Source organism: Xanthomonas populi, from assembly GCF_002940065.1.
Taxonomy (GTDB): domain Bacteria; phylum Pseudomonadota; class Gammaproteobacteria; order Xanthomonadales; family Xanthomonadaceae; genus Xanthomonas; species Xanthomonas populi.
Genome location: NZ_MDEJ01000101.1, coordinates 1 through 14727 on the forward strand (window position 1 = coordinate 1; position 14727 = coordinate 14727).

The following is a 14727-nucleotide window of genomic DNA, read 5'->3' on the forward strand; positions in this document are numbered from 1 at the left end:
GATCATGTCTGTCGTTCTCCGCTGGCAGGGCGTCAAGTCAATGATGGCAGATTGCTGGGGTTTTTAGAGGCTCCTTTAAACAGTTGAGTCACCGAAAATCCGATACCAGACCTCTGGCATCGGATTTTTTTGTGCCTTTTCAACAGCAGCTATTAGAGCCTGGCGACCTGTTCAACTTCTCCGATCTGAGCACCTTTACCCAGAATATTCTGGTGGAGTGGGTGGCCAGCGCACTGGAACTGTCGTCTCAGGCCAGCATCCGACGGCCGCGTCTTCCCAGTGATCAGGTGTTGTGGCTTGTGCTGGGCATGGCGTTGTTCCGCGACGAGCCAGTGCACGAGGTCGCACGCAGCCTGACTATCTGCGCGCAGGGGCTGGCCTCGTAAGATTTGCTGGCGCGCAGTGGTCTTAGTCAGGCACGTGCCCGGCTGGGCGCTGGTCCGGTCAAACACTTGTTCGCAGCGACAGGGGCGCAGTGGGGGCTGCGAGCGCTACCACGGCGACCACTGGCAGGGATTACAGGTGTTTGCCGCGGATGGCGGGCTACTACGGACACCGGACACCGAAGAACTGCGCGAACACGTTGGCTCCGGCAACACCAGCACAGAGCGTCAGACGCCGTTTCCCATGCGTCGACTAGTTGCGCTGATGAACGTGCGCTTGCGCGTCTTGCTCGATTCCCAGCTCAGCCCATACCGTCGCAGTGAGATACGTGTAACCGAGACGTTCTTGCAGAAGATTCCAGACGGTTCCGTCACCTTGTTCGACAAGGGGTCTGGAGCCCTGATCTGCTGTGGTCTCTCTCCAGCAATGGCACTGCGCGCCACTGGCTGACACCGGCGCGCAAGGGCTTGGTGGCCGAGGAAATCGTGCGCTATGACGATGACGATCGTTTACGGCGGATGCGTGTCTGCCCGCAGGCCAGAAAACGCAATCCAGACCTTCCCACCCACTGGGACGTGCGCGAAGTGAGCTATGTGCATCGGGGGAAGAGGAAGTCGGTCCTGACCTCGTTGCCTGCTAACACCTACAATGTTCACCGATCACCGTCCAAGGCCTGCGCGGCCAAGGGCGGTGAAGATTTCCAAGACCCGATCTCCCGTGTATCGAAAGGCTGCTCCGCTTAAGAGCCGTTAACAAAACCAAGCAAGAAGCCGTAAGCCGATGATGGAGCATGCAAGCCAGAGCAACGCCAAGTGGAGATCGATGCGGCGTTCAAAGCGGATGAGTAGTTTGCCCATGCCTGCGAACCAGGCATGCATACGCTCGACGACCCAGCGATGACGGCCCAGACGGTCGTTGCGGTCGATGCCCTTGCGTGCAATCGGCGCAATGATGCCCCGCTGCTTGCGGAAGGTGCGACAACGTTCGATATCGTCGGCGTTGCCGGCATGCAGTTTGCCTGGCCAACGTCGCCGGCGCCCTGGTTTTCCGGAGAGAGTGGAGGCAAGGCATCAACCAACGCCTCAAACACGACCGAAGTCGTGCCGATGGGCACCGGTAACGCACACCGCCAAGGGCACGCGGTTGCGACCAACCCATGACCTCGCTAGGCAGATGTTGGTGGCAGTCAACGCGCATTGGGCGCACAAGGGCCAGCGCCTGCGCACCGGCACGAGTGTCGATGCGACGATCATTGCCGCGCCCAGCTCGACGAAGAATGCCGGTAGGGCGCGCGACCCTGAGATGCATCAGACCAAGAAGGGCAATCAGTGATATTTCTGCATGAAAGCGCACATTGGGGTAGATGCGTGTTCCGGGCTGGTGCACCACGTCATCTGCACGGCGGCCAATGTCGCTGACGTCGCGGTGACGCACGCGTTGCTGCATGGCACCGAAGACAGCGTGTTTGGCCACAGCGGCGACACCGGTGCGGAAAAACGCAAAGCACTGCAGGCCTGCGCAGCCGCGTTCTTCATTGCTGCCAAACGCTCGACGATTCAAGCCATCGGCAACAAGCGTCTCCGTCGTCAGGAGCAACGTTGGGAGCACGTCAGAGCCAGCGTGCGCGCGAAGGTGGAACACCCGTTCCGGGTGATCAAGCAGCAATCGGGCGACACCAAAGTACGCTATCGCGGCTTGGCGAAGAATGCTTCGCAAGTGTTCACGTTGTTTGCGCTCTCCAATCGGTGGATGGTGCGCCGGCAGTGATTGTCGGCCAAGGCATCAGGCTGTCCGGCGGCAGCTGACGCCGCCAGACACGCGCAAAATCTCGTCTTGCACCCCCAAGTTGCGCGTTACTGGCGCTCTCGATGCTGAGATTTTTGGGTCTTGGGAGTTGTTCAGACCTTCCTTAAGGCGCCACATCGATGACGTAAGTGAACCTGGTCTTCGCATTGAGGCGACAAAGGCAACGCATTAAACAAGATCGCTGCACCCGCGCCTGCATCGCGTGCGCAGCAGCGCAACCGCCAACAATGCAAAGCGAATACCGGGGTGCGGTTCACACCCCGGCATGCCCAGCGTGTATGGTGCAGAGGCGGCCGGAGCACAGTGTCGCCTTCACTCTATTTGGCCTTCTCCATCAATAATCTCTGCGAACGCTGCGACGCCGTCTGTTGCAGGCTCACCGTCATGGTCGACCCAACCGACCGCATCCCGAACCATCTGACCAGCGTGACGCCGCAAGGCTGGCACGTGATGGCGCGTGACGAGGAGGGCTGGTGCGTGGCCATCGACGCTGCGCGCATGTGTTGCTCGATCTACGACACACGGCCGGCCATCTGCCGCCGTTTCGTCATGTCCGGCCCGTATTGCCGCGACGTGCGTGCCACCTACGACGATCAGCGCCGTCGGGGCATTCCCTTGACGCTCTACAACGCATGAGGATTCGCGATGAATAATTCCCGCCGCCAGTCGATGACCGTGAGCAATCAGCCAGGCAAGCCGCGCTTGTCCGAACAACGCCTGGCTGCTGATCTGGAAGCGTTTCAGCAGTCCGGTGGCGCGATCGAGCGCCTGGGCGACACGCCGTTGCGGCGTGACAAGAAGCGCAGCGAGCCCGACGCTGCACCGGCTGCCGCCGTAGCCGCAAAGCCGGCCGTCAAAACAACCGACGCAACTGAAGCGACAGAGACAGAGACAACCGAAACAAGCGACGCCGAGTAAGCTGCGCATCGCAGTGGCAGGCACGCCTGCGGTGTGGCTGTCGCTGCTGAAGTTGGGTCATGGAGAGCGCGCTGCGTGCAGAGACCGCAGCCAGCTATAAGTACAGCGCCAGTCATCGTCACCTTCGACAATGGGCGGCGCCTGGCAGGCAGACCGGCGTTGCCGGCATGCAGCGCCATCTGCAGTTACAGCAGCTGCGCGTGCTTTGTCGCACCAAGCCCTTGCGCCAGGGAAGCCATTTCATTTGCCAGTTTGATCACGTCGCCGCCGGCTTGCGCGGCAATGGTCATGATGCGTTGATACGCGTCCCAGAAGTCCGGTCCACTCCCATAGGCATCGTGGAATCCTTGCAACTCCAGGAGCATGAGATCGGACACTTGCATGTCGGAGCGATCCATTGCGGTCACCTCGTTGGGGAGTCGTCCCGGCCCGCAGCCTACACGCGCTCACCTTACAAGACAGTGTCAACCTTGAGACAGCGGATTTGAAGCTGAAGTGGTTTGAGCGCGCGCAAACCCACGTGACTGCGTTCGATCAGGCTCGCTATGTCGTGTGCTGGCGTATGGGCCAGCGCAAACCTGGCGCTGCGTTGCATGCCGGCGCGTGCATGCACACCGTACGCAACCCGATGCAGCGACCACGCGGGATGCCACGCCCGCGGTGCACTCACGCCGCGTCCTGCAAGCCCTGCTGCAGGCAGTCGGGCAACCGGCGCAGCTTGGGCAGCAACTTGGGCAGCAACTTGGGCCGCAACTTGGGCCGCAACTGGCGCGCGCGCATCCACACCAGGCCGGCTGAATGCGGGCAGCTGCGGCCCTGCCGGCAGGGCCGCAGCTGCCCGGCAAAGCGCCGAATGGCGCACATTCCCATGTAAAATGCGTGTTCTTTGACCGGAAGAATGGCGAAGGTTTCTCAACGGGCGCCCCTCTCGGGCCCGGCGTTCATTCGCCTGCTTGCTCGCCTCAGCGACGCCCACGTTGCCCAGTCCAACCACGCGCTCGCCGATCGGCTGAGCCAGTGGATCGACTGGACGCGCGCGGTCGCGGTGTCCAAGGCGCTGGATGGCAAGCTGCCCGATACCGACGATTCCACCGAGCCGCGTCCTGCCGATGCCGAGGCCTGTGCACGCGTGCGCGCCAGGTTGGCGACCAGCAGCGTGGCCGATCTGGATGCGCTGGTCGTGCGCTTGCGTAGCGATGCGCGCAACGCCGCCGATCTTGAGGCGCCTGCCCCAATGCCCGACTACGCACCCTTCCGGCAGCATTACCTCGCCATGCAACGCGCGATGCGCACCGCCACCGGCGATCTGCGTGGCCGTCTGCGCGACATGCTGGCGCTGAGGTCCAGCGAAATGGCGCGGCTGGCCGAAGTGGATGCGGCAATGGAACTCACCCTGAGCCCGCGCGAGCAAAGCTTGTTGAACACCGTGACGAGCCTGCTCGGTACGCACTTCGAGCGTCTGCGCGATGCGGCGCAAACACCGCATTCGTCAAGCGATAGCGATACCACGCCACGCGCGGTCTCAGATGGCTGGCTGGATGTATTTCGCAAAGACATGCAGAGCGTGTTGCTCGCCGAGCTGGATGTTCGTTTTCACCCGATCGAAGGCCTGCTTGCAGCGCTTCGTACCCGCTAACTGGGACCTCATGTTCAGAACTCTCTTACACCTGTGTGTGTTTCTCGTCGGCCTGTTGGCGGTTTGCTGGGTCGGCATCGGTTATCTCGGCTCCAATCCGCTGGGCGCCTGCATCGCGGCGGTGATCGGCGCCTGTTATGTGGCCGGCGCACTGGAGCTGTACCGCTATCGCCAGGCCAGCGCGACGCTGGACGATGCTGTTGCAGCGTTGACCACCGCACCGTCAGCGTTGAACGAGTGGCTGGAGCGTCTGCATCCAAGCCTGCGCAATGCGGTGCGCCTGCGCATCAAGGGTGAGCGCGTGGCGTTGTCGGCGCCGGTGATGACGCCGTATCTGGTCGGCCTGCTGGTGTTACTGGGCATGCTCGGCACCCTGCTCGGCATGATGGCCACGCTCAAGGGCACCGGCTTCGCATTGCAGAGCGCAACCGACCTGCAGGCGATTCGCGGCTCGCTGGCGGCACCGGTGGAAGGCCTGGCATTTGCGTTCGGCACCTCGATCGCCGGCGTCGCCACCTCCGCGATGCTGGGGCTGTTGTCGGCGCTATGCCGGCGCGAGCGGCTGCAGGCGGTGCAGCGGCTGGATCTGAAGATCGCCTCCGAACTGCATCCGCATTCGGAAGCGCATCAGCGTAGCGAAGTGTTCAAGTTGCAGCAGCAGCAAAGCGCGTTGATGCCTGCGTTGATCGATCGTCTGCAAACATTGATGAGCAGCATCGAGCAGCAAAGCATCGCTGCCGATGAACGTCTTTCCGCACAGCAGGCCGAGTTCCACGCCAAAAGCGAAGCGGCATATGCGCGCCTGGCTACGTCGATGGAGCAATCGCTACAGACAGGCGTGGCAGAGAGCGCACGCGCGGTGGGCGCGGCCTTGCAGCCGGCGATGGAAGCCACCATGGCCAGCATCGCGCGCGACACCGCCGCATTGCATGAGCGCGTCACGCAGGCCGTACAACAGCAACTGGATGGCATCACCAACGGCTTCCAGCACAGCGCCAGCGCAGCGGCCGCGCACTGGACCACGGCCCTCGCCGCGCAGGAACGCGCTCAGCAAGCGCTGGATGCGCAGCTGCAGACCACGCTGGAGCAGATCGCCCAGCAGACCACTGCATTGCAGCATGGCGTGAGCGCGGCCGTGCAGCAGCAATTGCACGGCATCAACGCAGGCTTCCAGGCCGGTGCGCAGAGCGCAGCCGATCATTGGCAAACTGCATTGGCTGCGCAGGAACGCGCGCAGCACAAGCTCACCGAGCAGTTGCAGCACACGTTGGAACAGATAGATCAGCGCAGCATCGCGGTGCAGGACGGCGTGACCCACGCGGTGCAGCAGCAGTTGAACGCACTCACCGATGGCTTTGCACATAGCAACGCCGTTACTGCCGACAACTGGGCAGCGGTGCTGGCCGAGCAGCAACGCACAAGCGCAGCGTTGAGCACGCAGTTGCACGCCACGCTTGAACAACTGGCGCAACAGACCACTGCATTGCAGGACGGCGTGCACCAGGCCGTGCAGCAGCAACTCGATGGCCTGAGCAGCGGCTTCGAAACCAGCACCGCCGCAGCGGCAGCGACCTGGACCTCGGCAGTGGCGGAACAGCAGCGTTCGAATCACGCGCTCACGCAAGAGTTGCAGACCACGCTCACGCAGTTCGCCAGCACCTTCGACGCGCGCTCCAGCACGCTGGTGGATGCGGTGTCCAAGCGTATGGAACAGTCCAGCAGCGACACGGCAAGTGCATGGAACGACGCCCTGGCGCAACAACAAGACGCCAGCTCCGCATTGGCGAGCCAGCACCAGCGCGCACTCGCCGCCGCAACCGCCAGCTTCGATGCGCATGCCGCCGCCTTGGTCGGTACCTTGCAGCAATCGCACACCGACTTGCAGGCCGCATTGGAGACCCGCGATACGCAGCGCCTGGCGCTATGGAGCGAACGCTTCACCGCGATGAGCGCGGACCTGAGCACGCAGTGGGAACGCACCGGCGAGCGCATCACCCAGCAACAGCAGACGATCTGCGACACCCTGGCCAGCACCGCCAGCGAGCTGTCCACGCAGGCGCAGGCCCAGGCCAGCGCAACGATTACCGAAGTGGCGCGCCTGATGCAGATCGCCTCCGAAGCGCCCAAGGCCGCAGCCGATGTGGTGGCCGAGCTGCGCCAGAACCTGTCCGAGAGCATGGTGCGCGACACAGCCATGTTGGAAGAACGCAGCAAGCTGCTCGCCACGCTGGACACCTTACTCAACGCGGTCAATCACGCCTCCACCGAACAACGCGAAGCGGTGGATGCGCTGGTCACCACCTCGGCCGATCTGCTGCAACGCGTGGGCACCCAACTCACCGAACAGATCGGCAACGAGACCGGCAAGCTCGGCGCAGTGGCCGCGCACGTCAGCGGCAGCGCCGTAGAAGTGGCCAGCCTGGGCGAAGCCTTCGGCATGGCGGTGCAGTTGTTCAGTGGCAGTACCAGTGAGCTCAACGAGCGATTGCAACACGTTGCCAGCGCATTGGATGCCTCGCTCGCCCGCAGCGACGATCAATTGGCGTACTACGTGGCGCAGGCGCGCGAAGTGGTCGACCTCAGCATGCTCTCGCAAAAGCAGATCATCGAAGAACTGCGTCAGCTCGATCGCGGTCGCGGCGATGCCGGCGACGCCACTGCCACCCAGGCCACAGCGGCATGAGCGATGAGATCGATTTCGACGGCGACCCGGGCACACCGATCTGGGCCGCCTTCGGCGACCTGATGTCGGTATTGCTGGGTGCATTCGTGCTGATCCTGGTCGGGGTGGTCGGCGTGCAATTGCAGCTCTCCAGCCGCCTGGATGAAGAGGTCAAGCAACGTCAGGTCGAAGCGCAGCGTCGTAAGACGTTGGAACAAGCCCTGGCTGCACCATTGGCCGCCGGCCGCGTGACCCTGGTCGATGGACGTATTGGCATCCGCGGCAATGTGTTGTTCGCATTCAATTCCGATCAGTTACAGCCGGAAGGCCGCGAAGTGTTGAAGACACTCACAGGTCCGTTGGCCGAGTACCTCGCCTCGCGCGAAGAGATCCTGATGGTCAGCGGTTTTACCGACGACCGCCCGGTGCTGGGCGGCAACCGTCGCTACGCCGACAACTGGGAACTGTCTGCACAACGCGCACTTACCGTAACGCGTGCATTGATCGCCGAAGGCGTGCCGGCGGCATCGGTATTCGCTGCGGCCTTCGGCGCGCAACAGCCGGTGGATTCCAATGCCGATGAAACGCGCCGCGCAAAAAACCGGCGTGTGGAGATCGCACCGATTGCGCGGCCTTCCTCCTCGCACGCTTCCGCCACGTCACAGCCAACGCCGGCCGCAACCACGCGATGAGCCCGCAGCCTGCATCCGCACGCGCGCGTCTGCAGCGCTGGCGCAGCCAGGGCGCCGACCGGCTGGATCCGGTGCGTTTCCATCTGATGGAAACGCTGGCCGCGCGTGCCGGCACGCAGGCGGGTACGGTGCGCGAGGTGCTGGAAGAAAAGCTGGGCACTTTGGTCGATGCGTATGCGGCGACAGTCAGGCAAGCATCGCGCCGTCGTGCAGCTAGCGATGCTGTTCCAAGTGCGTTGCAACGCAGCGCGCTTGGCGCGTTGGCAGACCAGATGGCAGGCCACGCTGCCCTGCTGGAAGTGGACAGCAGAAAGACCGCCTCCGCCGATGCCACGCTATTCCCAGAGTTGCCGGCACTGGAGGATTTCCGTCGCACCTGGACCACGGTGCGCACCGCCAGCCAGGTGCGGCAATCGCTGCAGGAGGCACCCAAGGATGCCGGCCCGCTCAATTCCAGCGTGCTGGTGCATCGCTGCATCAGCCTGATGCGCGAATGCTCACCCGGTTATCTGCAGCACTTCCTTGGCTATGTCGATGCGCTGTCATGGCTGGAACAGCTGCACAGCGGCGGTGCGTTGGCCAGCGATGACGCCGCACCTGTCGCGCCTGGCAAGAAGCGCAGCAAGCGTCCTTCCACGCGTCGCAGCTAGAGCCATCAATCAATCACGGTGCCGCTGCACGCGCTGCGCGAGTACGGGCGCTGGCTGAAACAAGCCTACCGCACGCGCCCAGCGCGATTGCTGCCAGTCCGATTGCAGGGCGTCGTTCGCATCCGCCCGACCAGCGTTCGCGTGGTCCATCGACCACGCTTGATCAGAGTTCGATCGGCGGCCTCGATGACAGTCGACCGCCGATCAAAACCGCAACCGCACACCCACCGTCCAGCTGCGCGGCGCGCCGGGATACACCCACTGCTCGCTGTAAGAGAACGCGGCGTAGCGGCGGTCGGTGAGGTTTTCGACCTTGACGTACAGGCGCAGGCGCTCGCTCAGATCGTAGTGGCCGACCAGCCGCCACACGGTGTACGCAGGCAGCACAAAATCGGTATTGCTATCTACCGACCCCAACCGCTCACCGGTGTGCGACACGCCAAGGCCCACCGCCGCGCTGCGCTTGCCGGTCAACGGCTGCTCGTAGTTGACGAAGGCGTTGCCGCTGAAGCGCGGCACGTTCGGAAAGCGTCGCCCCTCGGCCAGACCCGTACCAGCTGCGGCCGCGCTGCTGCGCGTGACTTGCGAATCGGTATAGGCCAGGCCCACCGATGCGGCCAGGCGCGGAGTCAGCCGCCCTAGCAGATCCAGCTCCACGCCCTGACTGCGCATCTCGCCCACCGGCAGCGAGAAACTGGTGTCGGCCGGATCCAGACTCAGTACGTTTTTCTTGTCGATGCGGAACGCGGCCAGCGTCGCTTCCAGACCATCGCCGGGCTGCACGTATTTCAATCCGGTTTCCAGCGAACGGCTTTTTCCCGGCGCGAAACTCTGCTCGTCCGCGCCCACGCCGCTGTTGGGACGAAAACCCGCCGCCGCACTCGCATACAGCGACAGCGCATCGTCGAGGTGGAAAATCACGCCCGCACGCGGGCTGACCACGCCATCGGAGGCACGCTGCGTTGTGCCGCGCAATTGGTTGTTGAGATCCTGCTGATAATGGTCGTAGCGCAGGCCAAGCAATGCCTTCCAGCGCGCGCCAAGATCGATCTGGTCCTGCGCGTAGACACCCCACACCTGCTGACGCTCCTCGGTATCGGTGATCGTGTCCAGCCGCCCCAGCTGGGCAACGCCGTACTGCGGCGCGAGTACGTCGATGCTGTATGGCGTGGCCGCAGAGCGTGCGCGCTGCTGAAAGCGGCTGTCGTCGAAGCGATTGCCATCGACGCCAAACAGCACATTGTGGGTGACGCTGCCCGCCTGCAAGGTGCCGAGCAGTTCGGCGCGCGCGGCGATATCGCGGCCCTGGTAATCGCGGTAGCGGCGCTCGCGGCGCAGCGTGCGGTCGTCGGCCTGCAGCGTTCACGGCTCGGTGGAAAAACCACGCATGCCGCTGTCGCGATAAGTCGCCCCGCCCTGCAGCGACCAGATCTGATTCAACCCATGCACCACAAACACCTGCTGCCCGGTGGAATGCAGATCGATATCGCCATCGCGTGGTTCACCTAGAAAACGTGAGGCCGGCAGGCGATTGGCATCGCCATCAATGGCGGTGATGCCACGATCGAACGGCGCATGAATGCGCACAAATTCCAGCTCATACGACACCGTGGTATCGGGCGTGAGCATCCACAGCAGCGATGGCGCCAGCAGCGTGTTGTCGCTATCGACGGTGTCACGGAAGCTGTGCTGATCCTTGTGCATCGCATTCAAGCGATAGGCCAGGTTCTCGCCCAGCGGGCCGGTGCTATCGACAGCAGCGCGGTAACTATCGAAGCGCCCTGCGGACAGATCCACGCTGTGCTGCTGCTGAAACAAGGGCTTTTTGGTGACGATATTGACTGCCCCACCCGGCTCGACACGTCCGTACAACGCCGAGGCCGGGCCTTTGATCACCTCGATGCTCTGCGTATTGGCCGCATCGCGCAGGCCGTTGTAACCGCGGCTGGCATTGAAGCCGTTGACCATGTAATCGGAGCTGAAATTCGGGTCGCCGGTGAAACCGCGCATCGAGTAGCTATCCCACAGACCGCCCAGGTTGTTGGCCTTAGTGATACCGCTGGCCATCTCCAGCGCGCCGGCCAGATCGGTGACGCCGGCATCTTCCAGCAAGGTCTGATCCAGCACGCGCGCACTGATCGGCAGATCGCGCAACGGCGCATCGGTCTTGGTGGCGCCGGTCACGCTCAACGCGTGGTATGGCGTGTACTGGCTGCGCACCTGCACCGTATCCAGATCGCGTGCCTGCGGCTCGGCGGCATCGGCACATGGACTGAGGCCTGCGCAGCTCAGCACACTGAGCAAGGGCAGCGTGTGAGACAGCAGGCGGCGCGGCATGAACACGGACATCGGGCAGGACTCCTGAAGCACCCAGGCACGAAATGCCCAGGTCGCAAGTGAAAGAACGAAGGTGATGGGTGAAACGCAATTACCGCTATGACGCGGGATCGGCCCTTGCATCGAAACGTGGCGCGCGCCCGAAGTCCTCGCGCGTAAATGGCCGGTCGCGAAACAGATAGCCGTAATAGAACGTGCGCAGCGCCTGGTGATAGGCGCGGATACGATCCTGATAGGCCAACTGCGCTTGCAGATCGGTGCCAGCCAGGCGCGTCAACGCGGCCTGCAATGCAACCGGCGGCAATATGCTGGCCACGCGCTGCGCCAGCGCTTCGCGTCGCTGCAAACCTTGGCGATACGCTGCGACCTGCGGGGCCACCTGTTGATCGCCGTTTTCGTGGAAATCGAAATACCACTTGTAATGGAACGCGCTGGTCAGCGGCGCCGAGTCCGCCCACTGCGGGTTCTGCGCGTAGAAGGCCCGCATGGTGTCCTGGCGCGGAATATCCCAGGCATGGTTGACCGCCTCGCGCTGCAGCCGCGCGATCTCGCTGCCTTGATTGACCGGCACTGCCTGATTGATCGCCACATGCGCCACCGCCGGCGCGACCAGTGCCAGCACCACCCAGCAGGTTGCCAAGGCGGTGGCATGCGCCGCAGGGCGCCAGTGGATGCGCCCGACCAGCACCGCCAGCAGAACCCAGAACAGCAGATAGGCGCAGGTCAGAGCCAGCACGGCAAGTTGTTGCAGCAGCGGCACGGCATTGAGGGTTGCGGCAATGACAAACGGTAGCCCAAGGCACACCAGCACCGCAGCGGCACGCACCGCCACGCGTCGCATCAACAACGCGGTCCCCGCGCCAGGCAGCGCGGCCAGCATGCGTGCGCGCCCCGCCTCGCGTTCGCCGGAGCGCAGATCGAACAGCAGCGCGATCACGAACAACGGCAGCAGAAACACCAGCACGAAGGCGTAGTCGAAGCGTCCGGCCAGTGCGAGCTCGGGGTTGTAGCTGTCGCCATCGTGGATCTGCGCCTCCAGGCCCAGCGCGCGTACACGCAGGATGTACGGCGAGACATCGCGCATGCCCACCGCTGCGAATGCCAATGGCGAGGGAACGTCCCAGGTCGGGTGGAAGCTATAGTAGGCCGCGCTGCCAGCGTCGTTGGAGCGCGCCACATAGTCCTCCACCGCCGCGATGTCTTCCTGCTGAAGCGCTGCAATGCCTGCGATGTTGTCGCGCTGCGCGTCGATGATGCGCTGGCCAGAGATCAGGCTGCACACGGTCAACAAGGCGAGCAACACCAATCCGGCCACCGCAGCGCGTGCGCGCAGCAATAGCAGCAGTTCGTAATTCCACAGCACCATCAGCGCGCCACTCCCACACGTCGGCCCGCTGCGATCAGCATGCACAGTGCGGCCAGCAACCAGGCACCGACCAGGCCAAGCGCTGTGCTTGCGCCGCGCACCACCTCCGTCGTGGCCGGTGGCTGGAACGCGAACACCGGAATCTGGTGCCAATGCTCGGAGGAGATGCGCTTGCGCTGGTCGGCACCGGCATCCTGTGCGGTGTCGTCGGCCATGCTCACCGCATCGGCCTGCAGTTGGTTGAGCTGCTGTACCAGCGTGTAGCGATAGCGTTCGGCCTGTGCAAGGAATTGCTCGTGTGCGCGCAGATCGGTTTCTGTCAGCGTCATCGACAACTCGCGCAGCGCCACCGTGGGGCTCAGCAAGGCGAAGCTGCGCACCAGCAGGTTCTGTTCCTGCTGGATGCGCGAATCGCGCGCAGCGTAGCGTTCGAACAGGCTGGAGGTCAGCCGCTCGCCTTCCAGCGCAAGCAGGCCTTTGTAGTTCACTGGCAGGTCTTCCACCCGTTGTACGCCATAGCGATCGAGCGTTTGCTGCTTGAACTGCGCAAAGTTCGGGTCGTCGGGATTGTGGCTGTCGCCGAGCGTGCGCAGATCGCGCTGGATCGCCACATCGGTTTCCAGCCGCGTCGGCAGGCGATACGCCGCACTTGCTACATCCGGTGCCACGCGCGGCACCAGCAATGCCAGCCACACCCAGACCGCCAACGACACCAGCAACGCATCGCGGCCACGCCGGCACAGCATCGACACCGACAGCACCAGCGCGCACCACACCAGCAAATAGATCGCGTACGCCAGCACCAGCAGCGCAACCAGCAGCGCTTGGCTCTGCAACACGGCGATGGGCACCAGGCCCACCAATGCCGGCAACAGACAGGCAGCGGCCACCGCCGCGAGCGCGAGATATTTGCCGCCGAATAATTGCCGACGCGTCGCGCCCTGCAACAACAGCGCACGCAAGGTGCCGGTTTCCTGCTCGCGCGCCACTGCGCCATAGCCGAGGAAGACAAGCATCAGCGGTGCCAGCACCTGCAACACGAACGCAGGCGTCAGTTGACCGAAGCGCACCAGCAGCGAGCTCTGACGCACATCGCCGAAGTTGGCGGTGTTCTGGCGATGGCCCTCCAGAAACATGCTGTTGCCGGTGAACGCGTCCACGCCGGCATCGAACGCGGCCAAGGCCGGCAGCGGGCGATAAATGAAATGGCCGTAATGCACCACCCGATGCGGATGGCGGTCCGGTTGCGCTTCGAAGGCCTGCTGGGCGGCCAGTTGCTGGCGCGCGCGGAACGCGGTCACTTCGCGCTGATGATGCGCAGCGGTCAACGCCGCCACCAGCGTGAGCAGCATCAGCAGCACCACACCGATGGCGGCGGAGCGATTGCGCGCCATGAAGCGCAACTCTTCGCGCGCGACCAACAGCACGGGACTCATGCGGCAACGCTCATGCAGCCTGATCCTGCTCACGCGCGAAGCGCGCATGCAAGGTACGCACATCGAAGCCGCTGTCGCCGGCGCCGATTTCATCGGCGATGCGTCCGTGTTCCAGAAACCCGATCCGGTCAGCCACATCCACTGCGCCGAGTAGGTCGTGGGTGACCATCAGCACCGCACCACCGCGCGCACGCACGCTGCTGACCAGCCGGTTGAAGTCGGCGATGGCGCGTGGATCCAGACCGGAGGTGGGCTCGTCCAGCAGCAACACCGGCACCTGGCGCAAGCTGGCGACCGCGATCGCCACCTTCTGGCGCATGCCTTTGGAAAATCCCGCCAGTCGCTGGCTCCAGGCCTCGCCCTGCAGACCGGCAGCGGCGAACGCCTGGCCGATCTCGGTCTGGCTGCGGCGTTGGCCGGCCAGCGCGAGCAGATAGTCGGCATTTTCCAGCGCGCTCAGGTGCTCATAAAGCGCGACGTTTTCCGGCAGATACGCAAGCCGCGCACGCGCGGCGCCCGGGTTGGCGACCGGGTCGATGCCATCGATCTGCAGACTACCGGAGGTAGTTTTGACGAAGCCGAGCAAGGTGGAAAGCGTGGAGGATTTACCGGCGCCATTGCCACCCAGCAGGGCGTAGACGCTACCGGGTGCGACCTGCAGATCCAGGCCCTGCAGCACGGCGCGGCCGCGATAGGCGACATGCAGGTTGCTGATTGAGAGCGCGGGGATGGGTAGGGAGTTGGAGGGCATGGCCGAGAACTTTTAGGAGCCTCTAAAAACCCCAGCAATCTGCCATCATTGACTTGACGCCCTGCCAGCGGAGAACGACAGACATGATC

At 63.7% G+C, this 14727-nt stretch carries 11 protein-coding genes and 4 pseudogenes; 8 read left to right on the forward strand and 7 right to left on the reverse strand.

Annotated features, from left to right (window positions below; translation table 11 throughout):
* Positions 1-131 precede the first annotated feature (131 nt).
* Positions 132-1034 (forward strand): annotated as a pseudogene (locus XpopCFBP1817_RS15030) (IS4 family transposase); the annotation flags it as partial.
* Positions 1035-1133: 99 nt separating this feature from the next.
* Here XpopCFBP1817_RS15030 and XpopCFBP1817_RS22185 read toward each other — a convergent pair.
* A pseudogene (locus XpopCFBP1817_RS22185) lies at positions 1134-1538 on the reverse strand (transposase); the annotation flags it as partial.
* Between XpopCFBP1817_RS22185 and XpopCFBP1817_RS15040 the strand changes: the two are divergent.
* From XpopCFBP1817_RS15040 to XpopCFBP1817_RS15050, 3 genes and pseudogenes are all read left to right on the forward strand, one after another.
* Positions 1525-2189 (forward strand): annotated as a pseudogene (locus XpopCFBP1817_RS15040) (IS5 family transposase); the annotation flags it as partial. The pseudogenes XpopCFBP1817_RS22185 and XpopCFBP1817_RS15040 sit on opposite strands and share 14 nt — an antisense overlap.
* 247 nt (positions 2190-2436) lie before the next feature.
* Positions 2437-2826: a YkgJ family cysteine cluster protein gene (locus XpopCFBP1817_RS15045; protein ID WP_128417717.1), complete on the forward strand. Its 390-nt coding sequence runs from the start codon at positions 2437-2439 to the stop codon at positions 2824-2826.
* Between the two features lie 9 nt (positions 2827-2835).
* Positions 2836-3108: a hypothetical protein gene (locus XpopCFBP1817_RS15050; protein ID WP_128417718.1), complete on the forward strand. Its 273-nt coding sequence runs from the start codon at positions 2836-2838 to the stop codon at positions 3106-3108.
* Positions 3109-3293: 185 nt separating this feature from the next.
* Here XpopCFBP1817_RS15050 and XpopCFBP1817_RS15055 read toward each other — a convergent pair whose 3' ends face one another.
* Positions 3294-3506 carry a hypothetical protein gene (locus XpopCFBP1817_RS15055; protein WP_128417719.1) on the reverse strand — a complete coding sequence of 71 codons (213 nt, stop codon included), beginning with the start codon at positions 3504-3506 and terminating at the stop codon, positions 3294-3296.
* Positions 3507-3774: 268 nt separating this feature from the next.
* A complete protein-coding gene (locus XpopCFBP1817_RS15060) occupies positions 3775-3978 on the reverse strand; it encodes a hypothetical protein (RefSeq protein WP_128417720.1) in 204 nt (67 codons plus the stop codon).
* A 28-nt stretch (positions 3979-4006) separates the two neighbouring features.
* On the opposite strand from XpopCFBP1817_RS15060, the gene XpopCFBP1817_RS15065 reads away from it, so the two are divergent.
* From XpopCFBP1817_RS15065 to XpopCFBP1817_RS15080, 4 genes are read left to right on the forward strand one after another with little or no spacing between them, the layout of a single operon-like run.
* Positions 4007-4744 carry a DUF3348 domain-containing protein gene (locus XpopCFBP1817_RS15065; protein ID WP_167393947.1) on the forward strand — a complete coding sequence of 246 codons (738 nt, stop codon included), beginning with the start codon at positions 4007-4009 and terminating at the stop codon, positions 4742-4744.
* Between the two features lie 10 nt (positions 4745-4754).
* Positions 4755-7427 carry a DUF802 domain-containing protein gene (locus XpopCFBP1817_RS15070; RefSeq protein WP_167393948.1) on the forward strand — a complete coding sequence of 891 codons (2673 nt, stop codon included), beginning with the start codon at positions 4755-4757 and terminating at the stop codon, positions 7425-7427.
* Complete coding sequence (locus XpopCFBP1817_RS15075; protein WP_128417723.1) at positions 7424-8098, forward strand: OmpA family protein; 675 nt, start codon at positions 7424-7426, stop codon at positions 8096-8098. The genes XpopCFBP1817_RS15070 and XpopCFBP1817_RS15075 overlap by 4 nt, the downstream gene beginning before the upstream one ends.
* Positions 8095-8748, forward strand: coding sequence for a DUF2894 domain-containing protein (locus tag XpopCFBP1817_RS15080; protein WP_128417724.1), 654 nt, complete (start codon positions 8095-8097; stop codon positions 8746-8748). The genes XpopCFBP1817_RS15075 and XpopCFBP1817_RS15080 overlap by 4 nt, the downstream gene beginning before the upstream one ends.
* A gap of 204 nt (positions 8749-8952) precedes the next feature.
* On the opposite strand, the pseudogene XpopCFBP1817_RS23765 reads toward XpopCFBP1817_RS15080, so the two are convergent.
* The 4 genes and pseudogenes from XpopCFBP1817_RS23765 to XpopCFBP1817_RS15100 form a co-directional block, all read right to left on the reverse strand.
* Positions 8953-11097, reverse strand: a pseudogene (locus XpopCFBP1817_RS23765) (TonB-dependent siderophore receptor).
* A gap of 85 nt (positions 11098-11182) precedes the next feature.
* Positions 11183-12451, reverse strand: a complete 1269-nt coding sequence (locus tag XpopCFBP1817_RS15090; protein WP_128417725.1) for a DUF3526 domain-containing protein — start codon at positions 12449-12451, stop codon at positions 11183-11185.
* A complete protein-coding gene (locus XpopCFBP1817_RS15095) occupies positions 12451-13887 on the reverse strand; it encodes an ABC transporter permease (RefSeq protein WP_128417726.1) in 1437 nt (478 codons plus the stop codon). The genes XpopCFBP1817_RS15090 and XpopCFBP1817_RS15095 overlap by 1 nt, the downstream gene beginning before the upstream one ends.
* 10 nt (positions 13888-13897) lie before the next feature.
* Positions 13898-14638 (reverse strand): ABC transporter ATP-binding protein, encoded by a 741-nt coding sequence (locus XpopCFBP1817_RS15100; protein ID WP_128417727.1) that lies wholly within the window; start codon positions 14636-14638, stop codon positions 13898-13900.
* Positions 14639-14727 lie beyond the last annotated feature (89 nt).

Excerpts from the sequence above, each read along its gene's own strand:
- XpopCFBP1817_RS15050 (WP_128417718.1), top strand. The coding sequence starts at position 2,836 with ATGAATAATTCCCGCCGCCAGTCGATGACCGTGAGCAATCAGCCAGGC.
- XpopCFBP1817_RS15055 (WP_128417719.1), bottom strand. The coding sequence starts at position 3,506 with ATGGATCGCTCCGACATGCAAGTGTCCGATCTCATGCTCCTGGAGTTG.
- XpopCFBP1817_RS15060 (WP_128417720.1), bottom strand. The coding sequence starts at position 3,978 with ATGGGAATGTGCGCCATTCGGCGCTTTGCCGGGCAGCTGCGGCCCTGC.
- XpopCFBP1817_RS15065 (WP_167393947.1), top strand. The coding sequence starts at position 4,007 with ATGGCGAAGGTTTCTCAACGGGCGCCCCTCTCGGGCCCGGCGTTCATT.
- XpopCFBP1817_RS15070 (WP_167393948.1), top strand. The coding sequence starts at position 4,755 with ATGTTCAGAACTCTCTTACACCTGTGTGTGTTTCTCGTCGGCCTGTTG.
- XpopCFBP1817_RS15075 (WP_128417723.1), top strand. The coding sequence starts at position 7,424 with ATGAGCGATGAGATCGATTTCGACGGCGACCCGGGCACACCGATCTGG.
- XpopCFBP1817_RS15080 (WP_128417724.1), top strand. The coding sequence starts at position 8,095 with ATGAGCCCGCAGCCTGCATCCGCACGCGCGCGTCTGCAGCGCTGGCGC.
- XpopCFBP1817_RS15090 (WP_128417725.1), bottom strand. The coding sequence starts at position 12,451 with ATGGTGCTGTGGAATTACGAACTGCTGCTATTGCTGCGCGCACGCGCT.
- XpopCFBP1817_RS15095 (WP_128417726.1), bottom strand. The coding sequence starts at position 13,887 with ATGAGTCCCGTGCTGTTGGTCGCGCGCGAAGAGTTGCGCTTCATGGCG.
- XpopCFBP1817_RS15100 (WP_128417727.1), bottom strand. The coding sequence starts at position 14,638 with ATGCCCTCCAACTCCCTACCCATCCCCGCGCTCTCAATCAGCAACCTG.